The 18,320-nt window shown below is 74.7% G+C and carries 10 protein-coding genes; 6 read left to right on the forward strand and 4 right to left on the reverse strand.

All coding sequences use genetic code 11. The annotated features are described in order from the left end of the window. Positions 1 to 155: 155 nt before the first annotated feature. Entirely contained in the window at positions 156 to 3,938 is a 3,783-nt protein-coding gene (locus tag AB0I29_RS14455) for an Rne/Rng family ribonuclease (protein WP_357482401.1), read from the reverse strand. A 450-nt stretch (positions 3,939 to 4,388) separates the two neighbouring features. Here AB0I29_RS14455 and AB0I29_RS14460 point away from each other — a divergent pair, with 450 nt between their 5' ends. From AB0I29_RS14460 to cydC, 4 genes are all read left to right on the forward strand, one after another. Further along, positions 4,389 to 5,885, forward strand: coding sequence for a cytochrome ubiquinol oxidase subunit I (locus tag AB0I29_RS14460; protein ID WP_285108622.1), 1,497 nt, complete (start codon positions 4,389 to 4,391; stop codon positions 5,883 to 5,885). Positions 5,886 to 5,970: 85 nt separating this feature from the next. Continuing rightward, on the forward strand, positions 5,971 to 7,020 hold the full coding sequence (gene cydB, locus AB0I29_RS14465; protein ID WP_357482403.1) for a cytochrome d ubiquinol oxidase subunit II: 1,050 nt from the start codon (positions 5,971 to 5,973) through the stop codon (positions 7,018 to 7,020). 34 nt (positions 7,021 to 7,054) lie between these two features. Next, positions 7,055 to 9,289 carry an ABC transporter transmembrane domain-containing protein gene (locus AB0I29_RS14470; RefSeq protein WP_357482405.1) on the forward strand — a complete coding sequence of 745 codons (2,235 nt, stop codon included), beginning with the start codon at positions 7,055 to 7,057 and terminating at the stop codon, positions 9,287 to 9,289. After that, a complete protein-coding gene (gene cydC / locus AB0I29_RS14475; protein WP_357482407.1) occupies positions 9,286 to 11,166 on the forward strand; it encodes a thiol reductant ABC exporter subunit CydC in 1,881 nt (626 codons plus the stop codon). The genes AB0I29_RS14470 and cydC overlap by 4 nt, the downstream gene beginning before the upstream one ends. A gap of 110 nt (positions 11,167 to 11,276) precedes the next feature. On the opposite strand, the gene AB0I29_RS14480 is transcribed toward cydC, so the two are convergent. Further along, positions 11,277 to 12,392 carry a HAMP domain-containing sensor histidine kinase gene (locus tag AB0I29_RS14480; RefSeq protein WP_357482409.1) on the reverse strand — a complete coding sequence of 372 codons (1,116 nt, stop codon included), beginning with the start codon at positions 12,390 to 12,392 and terminating at the stop codon, positions 11,277 to 11,279. Next, positions 12,385 to 13,071, reverse strand: coding sequence for a response regulator transcription factor (locus AB0I29_RS14485; protein WP_357482411.1), 687 nt, complete (start codon positions 13,069 to 13,071; stop codon positions 12,385 to 12,387). The genes AB0I29_RS14480 and AB0I29_RS14485 overlap by 8 nt, the downstream gene beginning before the upstream one ends. 88 nt (positions 13,072 to 13,159) lie before the next feature. Here AB0I29_RS14485 and AB0I29_RS14490 point away from each other — a divergent pair, with 88 nt between their 5' ends. Both AB0I29_RS14490 and AB0I29_RS14495 read left to right on the forward strand, forming a co-directional pair. Then, positions 13,160 to 13,951, forward strand: coding sequence for an ABC transporter ATP-binding protein (locus tag AB0I29_RS14490; RefSeq protein WP_285108630.1), 792 nt, complete (start codon positions 13,160 to 13,162; stop codon positions 13,949 to 13,951). After that, on the forward strand, positions 13,951 to 16,407 hold the full coding sequence (locus AB0I29_RS14495) for an ABC transporter permease (protein ID WP_357482413.1): 2,457 nt from the start codon (positions 13,951 to 13,953) through the stop codon (positions 16,405 to 16,407). The genes AB0I29_RS14490 and AB0I29_RS14495 overlap by 1 nt, the downstream gene beginning before the upstream one ends. A 122-nt stretch (positions 16,408 to 16,529) precedes the next feature. On the opposite strand, the gene AB0I29_RS14500 is transcribed toward AB0I29_RS14495, so the two are convergent. Then, positions 16,530 to 18,263: an FAD-dependent oxidoreductase gene (locus AB0I29_RS14500; RefSeq protein WP_357482415.1), complete on the reverse strand. Its 1,734-nt coding sequence runs from the start codon at positions 18,261 to 18,263 to the stop codon at positions 16,530 to 16,532. Positions 18,264 to 18,320 lie beyond the last annotated feature (57 nt).

Genomic DNA, 18,320 nt, shown 5'->3' on the forward strand with positions numbered 1-18,320 from the left:
AACCACTCTGCGGAGCAAGTTCCCGGGCAGCCGTCGAAGGCGGTTCCCGAGCCACGTGTGGGCACGAAAAAACGAGGGCCGCCACCTCGCGGTGGCGACCCTCGTCCGGATCAGGTCAGCGGCCCATCAGCCGCGCCCAGAAACCCTTCTTCGGCTCAGGCGACCTCGTCGCCAGCTCCTTTGGGCGGTTCCGGCTGCCCAGTGCCGGAGCCCCCCTCCGGCGCGTCGCTCACCGACGTCGCGGCTTCCGCCGGCGAGTCCGCGGAGGCGGAGGTGTCTGCGGGAGCCGGCGAAGCGGCGGAGGCGGACGACGCGGAGTCCGACGCACCGGACCCGGCGGCGGGCAGCTGGATCTGGTCCAGCGTGGAGGGCCCGTCCTCCGCCACGTCCTTCGTCTCGTGCGCGTGCTGCGCCGCGGCGGCGATCGTGGCGAGCGTGGCCTTGACCGCCTCGCGCGCCTCGGACCGCTCCTCGGGCAGGCTGGCGACCGGCGCCGTCTGCTCGGGCGCGGGGGCCGCCTTCTCCTTGACCTCCTTGCCGCGCTTGCGGCGCGACCGCGCGGCGCGCGGGCTCTCGTCGACCGCGGCGGAAGCGGAGGCGACGCCGGAGCCCGGCTTCTCGATCGGCTCCTCGTGCACGATGAAGCCGCGGCCCTTGCAGTGCTCGCAGGTCTCGGAGAACGCCTCGACCAGACCCTGGCCCACGCGCTTGCGCGTCATCTGGACCAGGCCCAGCGAGGTCACCTCCGCCACCTGGTGCTTGGTGCGGTCCCGGCCGAGGCACTCGACGAGGCGCCGCAGCACGAGGTCACGGTTGGACTCCAGCACCATGTCGATGAAGTCGATGACGATGATGCCGCCGATGTCGCGCAGGCGGAGCTGCCGCACGATCTCCTCGGCCGCCTCGAGGTTGTTCCGCGTGACGGTCTCCTCGAGCGTGCCGCCCGCACCGGTGAACTTGCCGGTGTTGACGTCCACGACGGTCATGGCCTCGGTGCGGTCGATGACCAGCGAGCCGCCCGACGGGAGCCAGACCTTGCGGTCCATACCCTTGGCGAGCTGCTCGTCCACCCGGTGCACCGTGAACACGTCGGTGTTCTCGACCCACTTGGACACGCGCTCGCGCAGGTCCGGGGCCAGCTCCTCGACGTAGTGCGCGATCTCGTCCCACGCACCCTCGCCCTGCACCACCAACGACGAGAAGTCGTCGTTGAAGATGTCGCGGACCACGCGGATCGCCATGTCCGGCTCACCCTGCAGCAGGGCCGGGGCGTTCGCCTTCTTGGACTTGGCCTGGATGGCGTCCCACTGGCCCTGCAGACGCTCGACGTCGGCACGCAGCTCGTCCTCGCTCGCCCCCTCGGCGGCGGTGCGCACGATGACGCCCGCGCCGTCCGGGACCACCTCGCGGAGGATCTTCTTGAGGCGCGACCGCTCGGTGTCGGGCAGCTTGCGGCTGATGCCGGTCATGCCGCCGCCGGGCACGAACACGAGGTACCGGCCGGCCAGCGTGACCTGGCTCGTGAGCCGGGCACCCTTGTGGCCGATCGGGTCCTTGGTGACCTGCACCAGGACGGAGTCGCCCGACTTGAGCGCCTGCTCGATCCGGCGCGGCTGGCCCTCCAGGCCCGCCGCGTCCCAGTTGACCTCGCCGGCGTACAGCACGGCGTTGCGGCCCTTGCCGACGTCGACGAACGCGGCCTCCATGGACGGCAGCACGTTCTGGACGCGGCCCAGGTACACGTTGCCGGCCATCGACGCCTGCGACTGCTGCGAGACGTAGTGCTCCACGAGCACGCCGTCCTCCAGCACCGCGATCTGCGTGCGGCCGTCCTTCTCGCGCACGATCATCGACCGCTGCACCGACTCGCGGCGGGCCAGGAACTCGGCCTCGGTGATGATCTGGCGGCGCCGGCCGTGGTCGCGACCCTCGCGGCGACGCTGACGCTTCGCCTCGAGACGGGTCGAGCCCTTCAGCGCGGTGACCTCGTCGCTGCGGCTCGTGCGGGCGGCCGCGGCCTCGGCCCGCTCGCCACGGGTGCCCCGGCGACGCCGGCGCCGACGACGGCTGCCGCCCTCGCCCTCGCCCTCGTCACCCTCCGCGGCATCCTGGCCGGCGTCCTCGGCGTCGCCTTCCTCGTCCGCGGACGACTGTGCGTCCGCGTCCTCCTCGGACTCGTCGTCCTGGTCCTCGTCCGCCGAGTCGTCCATGTCGTCCGCGCGGTTCGTGCGGCCGCCGCGGCGGCCCCGGCCACCCCGGCGACGACGACGGCGCGACGGGCGCACCTCCTCGTCGTCGTACTCCTCGAAGTCCTCCGGGGCGAGCTCCTCGAGCTCGACGCCCTCGGCGACCAGCTCCTCCTCGATGGCGCCGACCTCGTCGACCGCTGCCGCGTCGTCCTCGCTCAGCTCCGCGGCGATGAACTGCGGGGCGGCCGGGACGGTGGCCTCGGGAGCAGGCGTCTCGGCCGGCGCGTCGCCCGTGGGCTCGGCGTGGGCGGGCGCGCTCTCCTGCGCGGCGGGCTCGGCAACGGCCGGCTCGGTGCTCGGACCCGTGCGGCGCACGGCCCGGCGGGAACCCGACCGGCGGGTGCGGGGCTCCGCGACGGTCTCCGACCGCGCCTCCGTGGGCGCGACGGCGGGTGCCTCCGCGGCGGGCGCGTCGGCGACGGGCGCCTCGGCCTGCGGCGCGGGGGTCTCGGCCCGAGGGGCAGGCTGCTCGGCGGCCGGCTCGACGGGGCGGGCGACCGGACGCGCGAACGTCGGCGTCAGGTCCTGCGGGCGCGGCGGTCCGGCGGGGGCCTGCGCGCGGCGCGAACGGCGCGCCGACGAGTCGTCCGGCGCCTGGAACAGCAGCGCCGTGGTGGCCAGACGCGGCACGCGCGTGCCGGCCGTGGTCGCGGCGGGCGACGTCGCGGGCTGCGCGGGCGCCTCGGGCTGCTCGAACGCCGGGCGGCGGCCGCCACGACGCGTGCGGGCCCGCGCGTCGGGCTCGGCCGGGGCCTCGGCGGCGGGCGCTTCCGCAGCGGGCGTCTCGGCGGCAGCCGGCTCGACCGGGGCATCCTCGGCCGGCGCGGGCTCGACGGCCTGCTCCGCGACGGGCTTGCGGCGTGACCGGCTGCGCTTGGGCGCGGGCTCGGGCTCCGCCGTGGCCTCGGCCGACGGCTCTGCCGAGGCGGCCTCCGCCGTCGGCTCGGCCTTCCGGCGGGTCCGGCGCTTCGGCGCGGCCTTCTCCGTCGCTTCGGCGGGCTCGGCGGACGGGCCGCCGGGCAGCACGATGTCGTCGAGGCTCGCGACACCGCGGGCCGGCTCCTCGGCGGCAGCCTCGGCAGCGACGGGCTCCGGCAGGTCGAGGTCGAGCGGGGCGGCCTGCTCGGCGGGCGCCTCGGGCTCGACGGAAGCCTCGGGCTCCGCGGCAACCTCGGGCTCGGCCGCCACGACGGCCTCGGGCTCGACCGCGGGCTCGACGGCGGGAGCCGCGTCCGCGGTGATCTCCGTCTCAGCGGGCGCGATCTCCTCGGCCACGACGGGCTCCGCGGCGACCGGCCGGGCCGCCGTCGGCTCCTCGGCGGGAGCCGCAGCGGCGGGCGCCTCGGCCGCGGTGGGCGAGGAGACGCCGCGCGTGGCGCGACGGCGCGGGCGCTTGGTGGTGGGTTCACCGGCCGCGGGGGCCGCGGAGGTCGCGACCGCCGCGGTGCCGCCCGTGGTCACGGGCTGGCTCTCCGCCGGTGCCGCGGGGGCGTCGGACGGGCCGACGACGATGGGCTCGACGTTCGTCGCCGTCGAGACGACGGACCGTGTGGCCCGACGACGCGGGCGCTTGGCCGGCGTCGCGTCCGCCGGAGCCTCCCCACCAGTGGTGACCTGGGCGTTCGCCTCAGGTGCGTCGTGATCATCCTGTGACCCGATGGTCGAACCGGTGGTGCTGGAAGGCGTCACGTGAGGTGCTCCTGTAGCCGGCGTCCGCTCCACACCATGCGGACCGCCAGGCGGTCGGTCGTCCGGTGGATGCGCCGCGGCGAAGCGACACATCTGGACGGAAGTCTCGGCTGCGGCCCTGTTCCTGCGGTCTTCGCGGACGCCTGCGGCCACGTTCTGTCGTGACTGCGGCACCGCGTGCGGATCGCGGGCAGTGTTGGACTCTGCAGTCCACGCAGGGATGTGGCCTGCGCGGGTTCGACCAGTATCGCACAGGAGACCATGCCTGCACCGCCCGCATCTGAGCCTTGGGCAACAAAGAGCCAAACCGCGCTCCAAGTCCGTGTACAGTGCCTTGTGAAGACATTCACAAGCGACGCCTTCACCCCGTGGCAACGCGCGGACCTGGCAGATCAGGCCTAGCGTCCCAAGGGAAGAAGCCGTTTCGGAGACACACCTCAGGAGCCCGGAGTGGAAGCTCTCGACCTGGCACGCTGGCAGTTCGGCATCACCACCGTCTATCACTTCATCTTCGTCCCGCTCACGATCGGGCTGGCCCCGCTCGTCGCGATCATGCAGACCGCCTGGGTCCGGACGGGGAACGAGCGGTGGCTGAGGCTGACCAAGTTCTTCGGCAAGCTCTTCCTGATCAACTTCGCGCTCGGCGTCGTGACGGGCATCGTCCAGGAGTTCCAGTTCGGCATGAACTGGAGCGAGTACTCCCGGTTCGTCGGCGACGTGTTCGGCGCCCCGCTGGCCATGGAGGCCCTCGCCGCGTTCTTCGTGGAGTCGACGTTCCTCGGCCTGTGGATCTTCGGCTGGGACCGCCTGAACAAGAAGGTGCACCTGGCCTGCATCTGGGCCGTGGCGATCGCGGTGAACCTGTCGGCCTTCTTCATCCTGGCCGCCAACTCGTGGATGCAGCACCCCGTGGGCGCCCGGTACAACCCCGAGACCGGCCGCGCCGAGATGGAGTCCATCTGGGCGATCCTCGCCAACAACACGCTGTGGGCGGCCTTCCCGCACGCGGTCGCGGCCGCGTTCCTGACGGCCGGGACGTTCGTGGCGGGCATCGCCACGTGGTGGATGGTGCGGCTGGCCCGGACCAAGAAGCCCGAGTCCGTCGAGCTCGCCCGGAACGTGTACCGCCCCGCCGTGATCCTCGGCACAGTGGTCATGCTGGTGGCCGGCGTCGGCGTGGCGCTGACGGGCGACGCCCAGGGCAAGCTGATGTTCGAGCAGCAGCCCGGGAAGATGGCGTCGGCCGAGGCGCTGTGCGAGGGCGAGGAAGCGGCGAACTTCTCGATCCTCACGATCGGCGACCTGTCCAACTCGTGCGAGGGCGTGCGGCACATCCTGGAGGTGCCCGGCCTGGCCAGCTACCTCGGCACGGGGCACTTCTCCGGACCGGAGAGCTTCCTGCCCGGCGTGAACGACGTGCAGCAGGAGTACTCCGAGCGGTACGGCGAGACCGACGACGACGGCAACGCCATCTCGTACACGCCGAACCTCGCCGTCACCTACTGGAGCTTCCGGCTCATGATCGGGTTCGCCGCCGGGTCCGCGCTGCTCGCCCTGGCCGCCCTCTGGTTCACCCGCGGCGGCCGCGTCAGCGACAACAAGTGGCTCGCCCGCATCGGCCTCATCGCGATCCCCACACCGTTCCTCGCCTCGTCGTTCGGCTGGATCTTCACCGAGATGGGCCGCCAGCCCTGGGTGGTGGCGCCCAACCCCACCGGCATCGACCAGATCCGCCTGCTCACCATGCGCGGCGTATCGGAGGTGGTGAGCCCGGGCATGGTGCTCACCTCGATGATCGTCTTCACGCTGCTCTACGGCGTGCTGGCCGTGGTCTGGTACCGCCTCATCCACCGGTACGCGATCGAGGGCGTGCCCACGACCGTCCGCGACGAGTCGCCCGAGGCCGCCCCGGACGACTCCGACCGGCCCCTCTCGTTCGCGTACTGAGGATGCTCCCGCCCCGCAAGACCCCCGACCTCCAGACCCTTCAGACCCTTCAGACCCTTCAGACCCTTCAGACAAGGAAGTGACCGTGGACCTCGCACTCCTGTGGTTCTTCATCATCGCGATCCTGTGGACCGGGTACCTCGTGCTCGAGGGGTTCGACTTCGGCGTCGGGATGCTCATGTCCCTGCTCCCCCGTGGCAGGGCGGAGCACCGGGAGAAGGAACGTCGGGTCCTCCTGAACACCATCGGACCCGTCTGGGACGGCAACGAGGTGTGGCTGATCACCGCGGGCGGCGCCACCTTCGCGGCGTTCCCCGAGTGGTACGCCACCCTGTTCTCCGGGTTCTACCTGCCGCTGCTCGTCATCCTGGTGGCACTGATCGTGCGCGGTGTCGCCATCGAGTACCGCGGCAAGATCTCCGACGCCCTCTGGGCACGGCGCTGCGACGTCGCGATCCAGGTGGGTTCCTGGGTGCCCGCCCTGCTCTGGGGCGTGGCGTTCGCCAACCTGGTCCGCGGTGTCCAGCTCGACGAGGCGCACCAGTACGTGGGCGGGTTCTGGGCCCTGATCAACCCGTTCTCGCTGCTCGGCGGCGCCACGACACTCGTGCTGTTCCTGCTGCACGGGTCCGTGTTTGTGGCGCTGAAGACCGACGGTGAGATCCGGGCCCGGGCGCGGCGGTTCGCCGGCGTGCTGTCGCTGGTGGCCCTGCTGGTGGCCGGCGGGTGGGCTCTCTGGGCACAGCTCGCGTTCTCCGTGACCTGGACCTGGGCGGCCGTGGCGGTCGCCGCGCTGGGCCTGGTCGGCGTCGCGCTGACGAACCGGGTCGGGCGCGAGGGCTGGGCCTTCGGGCTGTCGGCCGTGGCGATCGTCGCGGCCGTGGTGCTGATCTTCGGCTCCATGTTCCCTGACGTCATGCCCGGCCTGGACGGCGGGAACTCCCTGACCATCGCCGAGGCGTCGTCGACCCCGTACACCCTGACCATCATGACCTGGGTGGCCGCGTTCCTCACTCCCCTGGTGATCCTCTACCAGGGGTGGACCTACTGGGTCTTCCGGCGCCGGCTCACGGTGGACCACATCCCCGCGCCGGCCGGCCTGACCTGGAAGAAGATCAAGGAGTCGGCGTTCTGAGCCGGACCCCGGACAGGTACGGGAACATCACGTCATGAAGCCCCTCGACCCCCGCCTGCTGCGGCAGGTGCACGCGGCCCGCTGGTACGTGGCGCTCACGGTCGGGCTCGGCGTGGCCGCCGCCGGGCTGATCGTGGCGCAGGCGCTCCTCATCGCCGCGATCCTGACGCCGGTGGTGCGCGGGGACGGCGTTGCCGGGCCGGAGCTGGTGCGCTCCGTCGCGTGGCTCGCGTTCGTCGTCGCGGGGCGCGCCGCCGTCGCCTGGGCCCAGGAGCGGTACGCGCTGCGCGCGGCCGCCCGCACCATCGCCGAGCTGCGGCGCGCCGTGGTGGAGGCGTGGGCGCTGCGCGGCCCGCGGGCGAGCTGGCCGACGGCGGACGGCGGTGGTGTCGCAGGCGGTCCGGCGGCGACAGACGGCGCGGCGCCCGGCATCAGTACGGCGGACGGCGGCGCGGCGGCGAACATCCCCGCCGCGGCGTCGGGCAACGGGAGCGGGGCGAGCCCCGAGGCCGAGGTCGCGACCCTCGCGACGCGCGGCCTGGACGCGCTGGAGCCGTATCTCGTGCGGTACGTGCCGCAGCTCGTGCTGACGGCGCTGCTCACCCCCGCCCTCGTGTGCGTGGTGTTCGGCCTGGACTGGGTCTCGGCCGTCATCGCGATCGTGACGCTGCCGCTCGTGCCCGTGTTCATGGTGCTCGTGGGGCGGCTGACGGCGGGAACCTCGGAGCGCCGCCTCGCCACCGTGGAGCGGCTCGGCGCCCAGGTGCTCGACCTGGTCGCCGGGCTCCCGACCCTGCGCGCCTTCGGCCGGTCGTTCGGGCCGGGCGAACGGGTGCGCGCGCTGGGCGACGCCTCGCGCAGGGCCACGATGGGCACGCTGCGGATCGCGTTCCTGTCCTCGATGGTGCTGGAGCTGCTCACCACGCTGTCGGTGGCGATCATCGCCGTGGGCGTCGGACTGCGGCTCGTGGAGGGCGCCATGCTGCTGGAGCCGGCGTTGGCGGTGCTGGTGCTGGCGCCGGAGATCTATCTGCCGCTGCGGCGCGTGGGGGCCGAGTTTCATGCGTCGGTGGACGGGGTGGCGGCTGTGGATCGGGCTTTTGCTCTGCTTGGTTCTGGTTCCTCCGGTCCGGTCCGGTCGGAGGGCGAGGACGTCCCTGCGCCGCCTCGCTCACGCTCGCTCGTTCCTCGCTCCCTCCGCTACGGCTTGACGGCGGCGCAGGGACGTCCTCGCCCTCCGACCTCGGCTGGTGACTCGCCTCCTGGGGTGGGTGGCGACAGCGACGCCGATGGTGGGGTGGGTGGCAGGGGTCTGGGGCCGGCGGGTGGGGGCGGCGCTGCGGTGGGTGCACGGCGCGAGGGTGACGCTCTTCGTGCGGAGGCCGTGGTGTTGGAGGGGGTTTCCGTGCGGGCCGGGGGGCGGGGGGTGGTCGCTCCTGCCGGGTTGTCGGCTCGGATTCCGCTCGGAGCCGGGGGCGCGGGCGGGGGCCGCGGCGGTACGGGTGGGTTGGTCGTCGCGCTGCGGGGGCCCAGCGGTGCGGGGAAGTCGACCGCCGTGCTCACGATTCTCGGGCTGCTGGCACCGGATGCCGGGCGGGTGGGTCTGCTCCTGGGCGACGGCACGTTCCGCGACCTGGCCGACGCGTCCGCCGACGACCTCTCGGGCTGGTGGGCCGGGCTCACCTGGGTGCCGCAGCGGCCCGCGCTCCCGCCGGGGCGGCTCCGGGACGTCGTGCTGGAGGGGGCCCGGACCGGTGTCTCGGACGCGGACGGCGACCTGGCCCTCGCCGGGGCGGCGCGGTTGACCGGGCTGGACGCCGTCGTCGGCTCGCTGCCCGACGGGTGGGACACCCGCGTCGGGCTCGGCGGGGTGGGGCTGTCCGTGGGGCAGCGCCAGCGGGTCGCGCTCACGTCCGCCCTGCTCGACGACGCGACCGCCCGGCCGCTGGTGATCCTCGACGAGCCGACCGCGCACCTCGACGCGCGTGGCGAGCAGGCCGTGCTCGACACGGTCCGGGCCTGGCGCGACGCCGGGCGGACCGTGCTCGTCGTCGCGCACCGGGCATCGCTGCTCGCCCTCGCGGACCAGGTGATCGACGTCCGCTCGGCGGCGGACCCGACGGACGCGACGGACCCGACGGACCGGGCGGACTCGCCGGGCTCGTCGGACGCCGCGGACCCGACAGAGCCGGCCACGCCCGCGGGCGGTGCGCCCGGCTCCGCGGACGGGCCGGCGTCCGACCTCGCGATCGACCGGGGGACACGATGACCGACCAGCTGACCCGGGAGCCGGCCCGTCCGACCTCCCCCACGCCCGGACCGGGCCGCGATCCGCTGCGGCGCATCCTGCCGCTGCTGGAGGTCCGGCCCGGCAAGGTCGCCGCGGCGATCGCGCTGGGCGTGCTGGCCCTGGCCTGCGCGATCGGGCTCGCCGCCGTCGCCGCCTGGCTGGTCGCCCGCGCGTCGCAGATGCCGCCGGTGCTCACCCTCTCGGTGGCGGTCGTGTCGGTGCGGGCCTTCGGCATCGGGCGCGGCGTGCTGCGCTACTGCGAGCGCCTCGCCTCGCACGACGTCGCCCTGCGGGGCATGGCCGCCCTGCGCGCCAACCTGTACGAGCGGCTGGCCGCGGACGACCGGCCGGTCACCGTCCGGCGCGGCGAGCTCCTGGCGCGGATCGGGCAGGACGTCGACGACGTCGGTGACGTCGTGGTGCGCGCGATGGTGCCCGCCGGCGTCGCGGTGGTGACGTCGCTCGGCTCCGTGATCCTGCTGGGTGTGCTGCTGCCCGCCGCGGGCGTGGCGCTGGCGTTCTGCCTGGTGCTGGCGGGCGTCGTGACGCCCTGGCTCGCCGCGCGGGCCGCGGCCCGGACCGAGGCGCGGGGCGCGGCGGCCCGCGGCGAGGTCACGGCGCTGTCGCTGGAGCTCCTGGAGGAGTCGGCGCCGCTGCGCGTCGCGGGTCGGTTCGACGCGCGGCTGGCCGACCTGGACGCCGCCGACGCGCGCCTGTCCGCCGTCGCCGACGACGGCGCCCGCACCTCCGGCCGCGCCGCCGCTCTGGGGGCGCTGGCCCAGGGCCTCGCGGTGCTGGCGTCGCTGGCGTTCGGGATCCCGGCGGCGCTGGCCGGGACGCTGTCGCCCGAGGCGCTGACGGTGATCGTGCTGACGCCGCTCGCCGTGTTCGAGGCGACCGCGGGGCTGCCCGCCGCTGCGGTCCAGCTGCACCGGTCGCGCGAGGCGGCGCGGCGGCTGCTGGCACTGCTGCCCGCCGACCAAGCTGACGTGTCAGACACACAGGTCACTCGGGGGATCTGTGCGTCTGACACGTCGGGGGGTGGTGCCGACGCGGCGCTGCTCACCCTCAGTGACGTCGCCGCGGGCTGGCCCGGTGCGGACGGCGGGCCGGTCGTGGCCGTCGAGGGGGTGTCCCTCACACTGCGGCCGGGGTCGGTCGTCGCGCTGGCGGGCGCGTCCGGCGTCGGCAAGACGACCCTGCTGATGACGACGGCCGGGCTGATCGCTCCCGTGGCCGGCATCGTCGAAAGGTCGGTAGATCGTCAGGTGATCGGCGGCCCGGACTACCGATCACCTGACGGTCCACCGACCGAGCGGGTCCCGGACGCGCTGTTCGTCGCCGAGGACGGGCACGTGTTCGACACCACCGTGCTGGAGAATCTCCGGGTCGCGCGCGGGGACGTCACCGCGGACGAGGCCCGCGGGGCGCTCGACGCCGTCGGGCTGGGCGACTGGCTCGCCGCGCTGCCGACCGGCCTGGACACCGTGGTCGGCACGGACGCGGCGGCGGTCTCGGGCGGCGAGCGCCGTCGGCTGCTGGTGGCGCGGGCCCTGCTGGCGCCTGCCCGGGTGCTGCTCGTGGACGAACCGGCCGAGCATCTCGACGGGCGGACCGCCGACGCGCTGGTGGACGCCGTCGCCGCGCACGCCCGCGCGACGGGCCGCGCGGTGCTGCTGGCCACGCACCGGCTGACGCCGCTCGCCGTCGCGGACGAGGTGCTGCTCCTGGCGGACGGTACAGCGGGCGCACCGGACTCGGCCGGGGCACCGGCAACCGTCGTGGCCCGGGGCCGGCACGAGGACCTGCTCGCCACGGATCCGGCCTACGCCTGGGCGGCCGCGCAGGAGGCCTGACCGCCACGACGCCGGTCGACCATGCACCTGCTGCCAGACGGAACCGCGGCCTGGCAGTAACTGCATGGTCGTTCGCGGCAGGCTCGCACCACCGACCTGCCGACCCGCCGTCAGCCGCGCGCCGCCGGGAGCCGGACCGTGACGCAGAGGCCGCCGCCGGCCCGGGGTTCGAGGGCGAGGGTCCCGTCGTGCGCCTCGGTGATGCTCCGGACGATGGCGAGGCCCAGGCCGACGCCGACGTGGTCACCGTCGGCTCGCCTGGCGCGTGCCCGCTCGGTGCCGCGCTGGAACGGCTCGGCGAGCGTGGTCACCAGCCCCGCGGTGAGCCGCTCCCCCGTGTTCTCGACCGTGAGCGTCACCCCCTCGGGTGCCGCCCCGGTGCGGACCAGCACCGTTCCGGCGGCGCCGTCCGGCAGGTTGTGGACGATCGCGTTGTGCACCAGGTTCGTGGTGAGCTGCAGCAGGAGTGTCGGTGACCCGGTCGTGGGGGCGACGTCGCCCGTGGTCTCGATCGTGACGCCGCGCCGGCCGGCGAGGGGCAAGAGCGTCTCGGTGGCCTCTTCGGCCAGCAGGGACAGGTCGATGCGTTCCGGCGTGAAGGACCGCTGGTCGGCGCGGCTGAGCACGAGCAGGGCCTCGGTGAGGTCGATCGCCCGGGAGTTGACGGCGTGCAGCCGCTCGACGAGGTCGCCCGGGGCGCCGTCCGGGTCCCTGCGGGCCACGTCGAGGAAGGTCTGGGTGATGGCCAGCGGGGTGCGCAGCTCGTGGGAGGCGTTGGCGGCGAACCGGCGCTGCTCCGCGACGTGCGACTCCAGCCGGGCGAGCATGGCGTCGAAGGCGTCGGCGAGCTCGCGGAACTCGTCCCGGCGGCCGGGCAGATGGATCCGGTGCGCGAGCGAACCGCCCGCGGCCCGCCGCGTGGCGTCGGTGACCTGCGCCAGCGGGGCGAGCATGCGGCCCGCGAGGAACCACCCGCCCACCAGGCCGAACACCAGCAGGAACGTCATCACCACGAGGGCGGCCGGGACGAACACCCGCGGCCCCCAACCGCCGATGAACACCCGGGGGTTGAGGAGCTCGCGCAGCGTGTCGATGCCGGCCGAGGGCGGGAACCGCAGCAGGAACGCCCACACGACGCCCAGCACGAGGGTGCCGGCCAGCATGAGGAACCCCGTGTAGCTCAGCGTGAGCTTGAGGCGGACGCTCAGGCCGGGCGCCCTATCCACGGCCGGCTTCCGCGGGCGCCGGCAGGTCGATCCGGTAGCCCACGCCCGGCACGGTGGCGATGACCCAGGGCTCGCCGAGCCGTTTGCGCAGCGCCGAGACCGTGATGCGCACGGCGTTGGTGAAGGGGTCGGCGTTCTCGTCCCACGCCCGCTCCAGCAGGTCCTCGGCGCTGACGATGCCGCCGTCGGCGGCCATGAGCACCTCCAGCACGGCGAACTGCTTGCGCGTGAGCGGCACGTACCGGCCGTCGCGGTAGACCTCGCGGCGGAACGGGTCGAGCCGCAGGTCCGCGATCTCCCGCACGGGCGGGCGGTGGTGGGCCCGACGCCGGTCGAGCGCCCGCAGCCGCAGCACGAGCTCGCGCAGCTCGAACGGCTTGGTGAGGTAGTCGTCAGCACCCAGCTCGAACCCGGACGCCTTGTCGTCGAGCCGGTCGGCGGCCGTGAGCATCAGGATCGGCATGCCGCTGCCGGACGCGACCACGGTCCGGGCGATCTCGTCCCCCGAGGGTCCGGGGATGTCGCGGTCGAGCACCGCGATGTCGTAGGCGTTGACGCTCAGCAGCTCCAGCGCCGTGTCGCCGTCACCCGCGACGTCGGCGGCGATCGCCTCCAGGCGCAGGCCCGCGCGGATGCCCTCCGCCATCTCGGGTTCGTCCTCGACGATCAGCACACGCATGCCCTCGATGCTACGGACCGGCGGTATATCGCGGGCGTATCAAAATTCGCATACACGCCCGCAACGGCGTGCCGCCTTGGCTGGCGCCATGTCCTCCAGCAGACGAGCACCGGCGACGGCGGCCGACCGGCCGGCCGCCACGCAGCCCACCACCGGGCCCTCCACCGCACGCACCGCGGAACCCACGACGCACGGCGCGACCGACCAGCCCCTGGCCGCCAGCGCGCGCGGCCTGACCAAGACCTACGGCCGGGGCGAGGCCCAGGTGCACGCCCTGCGCGGCGTCGACCTCGACGTCCCGCGCGGGCGGTTCACCGCGATCATGGGCCCGAGCGGATCGGGCAAGTCCACGCTGATGCACTGCCTGGCCGGGCTGGACCGCCCGAGCGGCGGCACCGTCGCCGTGGGCGGCACCGACCTCGGGTCGCTCGGCGACGACGCCCTGACGGTCTTCCGCCGCGAGCACATCGGCTTCGTGTTCCAGTCGTTCAACCTGTTGCCGATGCTCACGGCACGCCAGAACATCCTGCTCCCCCTGGAGCTCGCCCACCCGCGGACCGACGACGCCGCCCGCGAGCGCGCGCACGAGCTCGCCGACAGCCTCGGCGTGGCGGACCGGCTCGACCACCGGCCCGCGGAGCTGTCGGGCGGCCAGCAGCAGCGGGTCGCGATCGCCCGGGCCCTGATCACCCGGCCGAGCCTCCTGTTCGCCGACGAGCCCACCGGCAACCTGGACAGCACCACGTCGGCGGAGGTGCTGGACCACCTGCGGCGGTCGGCGCGCGAGCTCGGGCAGACCGTCGTGATGGTCACCCACGAGCCGGACGCCGCGGCGTACGCCGACGACGTGGTCACCGTGCAGGACGGGCTGATCGCCTGATGCGCACCGTCCTGCTGCAGTCGCTGCGCCGCCACCTGCGCCGGTACGTCGCGGCCGCGATCGCCGTGGTGGTCGCCGTCGCCTTCGTCGTGGCGGTCGGCGTGCTCACGACCGGCGTGCGGACCGGGATCACCGCCGGCGCCGGGTCGCAGTTCGCGGGCGCCGACCACGTGGTCCGGGACCTCGGCACCCAGAACGCGATCACCTACGCCGCGCAGCACGGCGACGACGTCGCCGTCCTCGGCTCGGCCACCCTGCCGCTACGGGCCGGCGCCGAGCAGGCCCCCGGCAAGTTCGTCGGGAACATCGCCGCCGCGCCGCGGCTGCGCTGGCAGACGCTCGACTCCGGCCGCTTCCCGGAGCGCACCGGCGAGGCCGTCGTCGACGTGTGGACCGCCCAGGACATGGAGATCTCCGTGGGCGACGAGATCACGCTCGGGGCCGGGTCGACCGCCGCCGACCTGCGGGTGGTGGGCATCGTGGCGGCGTCCGCGAACCTGGGCCAGGCCGCGGTCTACGTCACCTTCGAGCAGCTGCTGAACTGGCGCGACGACGAGACCCTCCTGCTGGACCGGGCGGTGGTCGTCGGGGACACCGGCCCGCTGCCCGACGGCGCGACGGCGGTCACGCCCGAGGAGCACGCGGCCGAGAGCATGGCCCAGCACACCAACAACGTGAACGTCCTGTCGCTGCTGCTGCTGGTCTTCGCCGGCATCGCGCTCCTCGTCTCGGTGCTGGTCATCGCGAACACGTTCTCGATCCTCTTCGCCCAGCGGGTGCGCGACCTCGCGCTGCTGCGCTGCGTCGGCGCCACGCGCCGGCAGGTCATGGGGTCGGTGCGGCGGGAGGCCGCCGTCGTCGGGGTGCTCGCCTCGCTGGTCGGGGTCGCGGTCGGCACCGGCGCCGGCTACGGCCTGGTCGCCCTGGTCGACGCGCTCACGCGGCAGAGCCCGCTGTCCGCTCCCGCGCGGCTCCCGGGCTGGTGGCTGCTGGGCGGGTTCGCGGTAGGGCTGGTGGTGACGGCGGTCGCGTCCTGGCTGCCGACCCGGCGCGTCGTCCGGATCAGCCCGCTGGCGGCGCTGCGGCCCGACGGCGCCGTGGACGTGCGGTCGGGCGCGGGCCGGAACCGGGTGGCGCTCGGGGCGCTGTTCCTGGCCGGCGGCGTCGTGCTGCTGGCGGTGGCGGCCGTGCGGGACAGCACCGTCAGCATGGTGGCCGGCGGCGGCACGCTGTTCGCGGGCGTGCTCCTCCTCGGTCCCCTGGTGGTCCCGCGGGTGGTGCGGGTCGTCGGGGCGCTGCTCGGCCCCGGCGGGCGGCTCGCCACGGAGAACGCCGTGCGCAACCCCCGCCGGACCGCGACCACCACGGCGTCCCTGCTGGTCGGCGTCACCCTGACGACGGCGGTGCTCACCGGGCTGGCCACCACGCGCGCCTCGGTGGACGCGAACCACGGCACCGCGCACCCGCTCGACGTCGCGCTCACCTCGTGGACCGGGCCTCTGGACGCCGCCGCGCTGGACCGGGTGCGGGCCACGCCCGGCGTGGGCGAGGCGATCGCCGTCGACGGCGTGCTGGTGGACCTGGCAGGGGCCGAGGGCGCCGGATCGGGCGGGGCCGGCCGGCCGCTCCTGCTGCTCGGCGCGCCCGACGCGGATCAGGTCGCCCGCGACGGCGGGGCGTTCGCGCGGGTCGAGCCGGGCACGGTCGCGCTGGACGCGGACGTGTACGGCGAGGACCCGGCGGAGCGGCTGGGCGACGGGACCGCCGGCACGGTGACGGCGAGCGCCGGCGGGGACGGCGAGCACGACGTCGCCGCCTCGCCCGTTCAACTGCGAGTCACCACGGGCACGGGCTGGGGCGGGGCGGGCATCGTCGCCCCGGAGACGCTGACGGACCTGGGCACGCCGCGGACGTACGCGGTGTGGGTCCGCGCCTCGGCCGACGCCGACCCGGTCGCGCTCCTCGCGGACATGGACACGCTGGCGGACGACATCGGCGCCGACGTCGACAACGGGCTGCGGGCCGAGGTCGCCGACCACCAGATGCTGGGGACCATCACCGCCGCGACGCTCGGGCTGCTGGGCATCTCCGTGGTGATCGCGCTGATCGGGATCGCGAACACGCTGGGCCTGTCCGTGCTGGAACGGGTCCGCGAGCACGCGATGCTGCGCGCGCTCGGGCTCACCCGGCGGCAGCTGCGGCGGATGCTGGCGGCCGAGGCCGTGCTGCTGTCGGTGACCGCGACCCTGCTCGGCACCGTGCTCGGCGTGGGGTTCGCCTGGGTCGGCTACGAGACGTTCGTCCAGGCGGCGCTCGACGCCGCGACCTGGCGCGTCCCGTGGGTCCAGCTCGCCGCCGTCCTCCCCGTGGGAGCCCTGGCGGGGCTCGCGGCCGCCGTCCTCCCGGCCCGCCGGGCGGCCGCCGTCACGCCGACGGCGGCCCTGACCCTCGACTGACGCCGCCGGGCCGCACCACCCCCGGTGTTGACCACAGCGGTTGCTGCCAGGCGGAGGGCCCAGGTGGCAGCAGCTGCTGTGGTCAACACCGGTGGGTCAGCCGGGAGGTCAGCCCCGGGAGGTCAGCCGGCTCGGGTCTCCAGGACTGCCATGGCGGCGGCACGGCCCGGGATGCCGCTCACGCCACCGCCGCGGCGGGCGCCGGCGCCCGCGAGCAGCACCCGCGGGTGCGCCGTCGCCACGCCCCAGCGCTCGGCGGCACTGGGCGCGGACCCGGGGTCGACCCAGGTCGCGGCCCCGCTCCCGGCTCCACCGTCAGCCCCGTGCCGAGCCCCGGTCCCACCCGCCGCACCCGGCGCGTCGGACCCGTGCTCTGCGAACGGCCAGCTCAGGTCGCGGTGGAAGATGTGCCCGCCCGGCAGCCCCACGTCGCCCTCCAGGTCCACGGGGGTGCGCACCTCCAGGCAGGGCGCGCCGTCGGCGTCGAGCGCGAGCACGTCCTCGATGGGCTCGGCCAGCACGGTGTTCAGGGACGCGAGGGTGGCCCTCAGGGCCCGCTCGCGGGCGCCGTCCGGGTCGGCGCGGAAGAGCCGGGCCGGCATGTGCAGGCCGAACAGCGTGATGGTCTGCGCCTCGGTCGCGGCGAGCTCCGGGCCGAGGATCGTCCGGTCGGACAGCGTGTGGCAGTAGATCTCGCTGGGCGGCAGGTCGGGGATGCGCCCGGCGGCGGCCTGCGCGTACGCGTCCTGGAGCTGGGTCAGCGACTCGTTGACGTGCAGCGTGCCGCTGAACGCTGCCACGGGGTCCACGTCGTCGCGGAGCCGGGGCAGCCGGCTCAGCAACATGTTCACCTTGAGCTGGGCACCCTCGGGCCCCGGCCCGGCAGCCCCGGCCGGTTCCGCGGTGGCCGAACCGGAGGCCGCACCCCGCCCGGCCACGGCGAGCAGCCGCTCCAGCTCCGCCGGCGCGCACCCCGCGAGCACGTGCCCGGCGGTCACGCCCCGGGTGCGCCCGTCGGCGTCGGTCCAGGCCACCTCGGCGCCCACGGCCCCGGGGTCGACGGCGGTGACGGTCGCCGAGGTGACGATCGTGGCGCCGGCCGCGACCGCGGCGTCGCGCAGGGCGCCGGAGACGGCGCCCATGCCGCCCACCGGCACGTCCCAGTCGCCGGTCCCGTTGCCGATCACGTGGTAGAGGAAGCAGCGGTTCTGCCGCAGGGACGGCTCGTCGACGTCGGCGAACGTGCCGATCAGGCCGTCGGTCGCGGCGACGCCCCGCACGACGTCGTCGGCGAAGGTACGGCGCAGCACCTCACCGAGCGGCTCCTCGAAGAGCGCGCGCCAGGCATCGTCGCCCACGCCGTCGGCCACGAGGTGCCGCACCGCGGATCGCGGGAGCAGGGGTTCGGTGAGCGTCGGCGCGAGGCGGCGGGCCACCTCGGCGGTCATCCGGTAGAACCGGCCCCAGGCCTCGAAGTCGGCGTCGGATCCGGTGAGGCGCCGGAACGAGGCGCGCGTGGCGGCGTCGTCCTGCGTGTCGACCAGCAGGCCGCCGTCGGCCACGGGCGTGTACGACGACCAGCGGCGCCGCACGAGGCGGACCGGCAGGCCGAGCTCGTCGACGATCCGGTGCGGCAGGAGCGAGACGAGGTAGGAGTAGCGCGACAGACGGGCGTCGACGCCCGCGAACGGCCGGGCCGAGACGGCGGCGCCGCCCACGTGGTCGGCACGCTCCAGGACGAGGACCGAGCGTCCGCCGCGGGCCGCGTAGGCCGCCGCGGTGAGGCCGTTGTGACCGCCACCCACGACGACGACGTCATACCGGGCGCGCAGGGGGTCGAGCAGGGAATCGGGCATGCACGCCATGGTGACACGCGGCACTCATTGCCAGGAACGTTCCATCACGAGACGGTA

It is taken from the genome of Promicromonospora sp. NPDC050262 (assembly GCF_040655935.1).
Classification (GTDB): Bacteria; Actinomycetota; Actinomycetes; order Actinomycetales; family Cellulomonadaceae; genus Promicromonospora.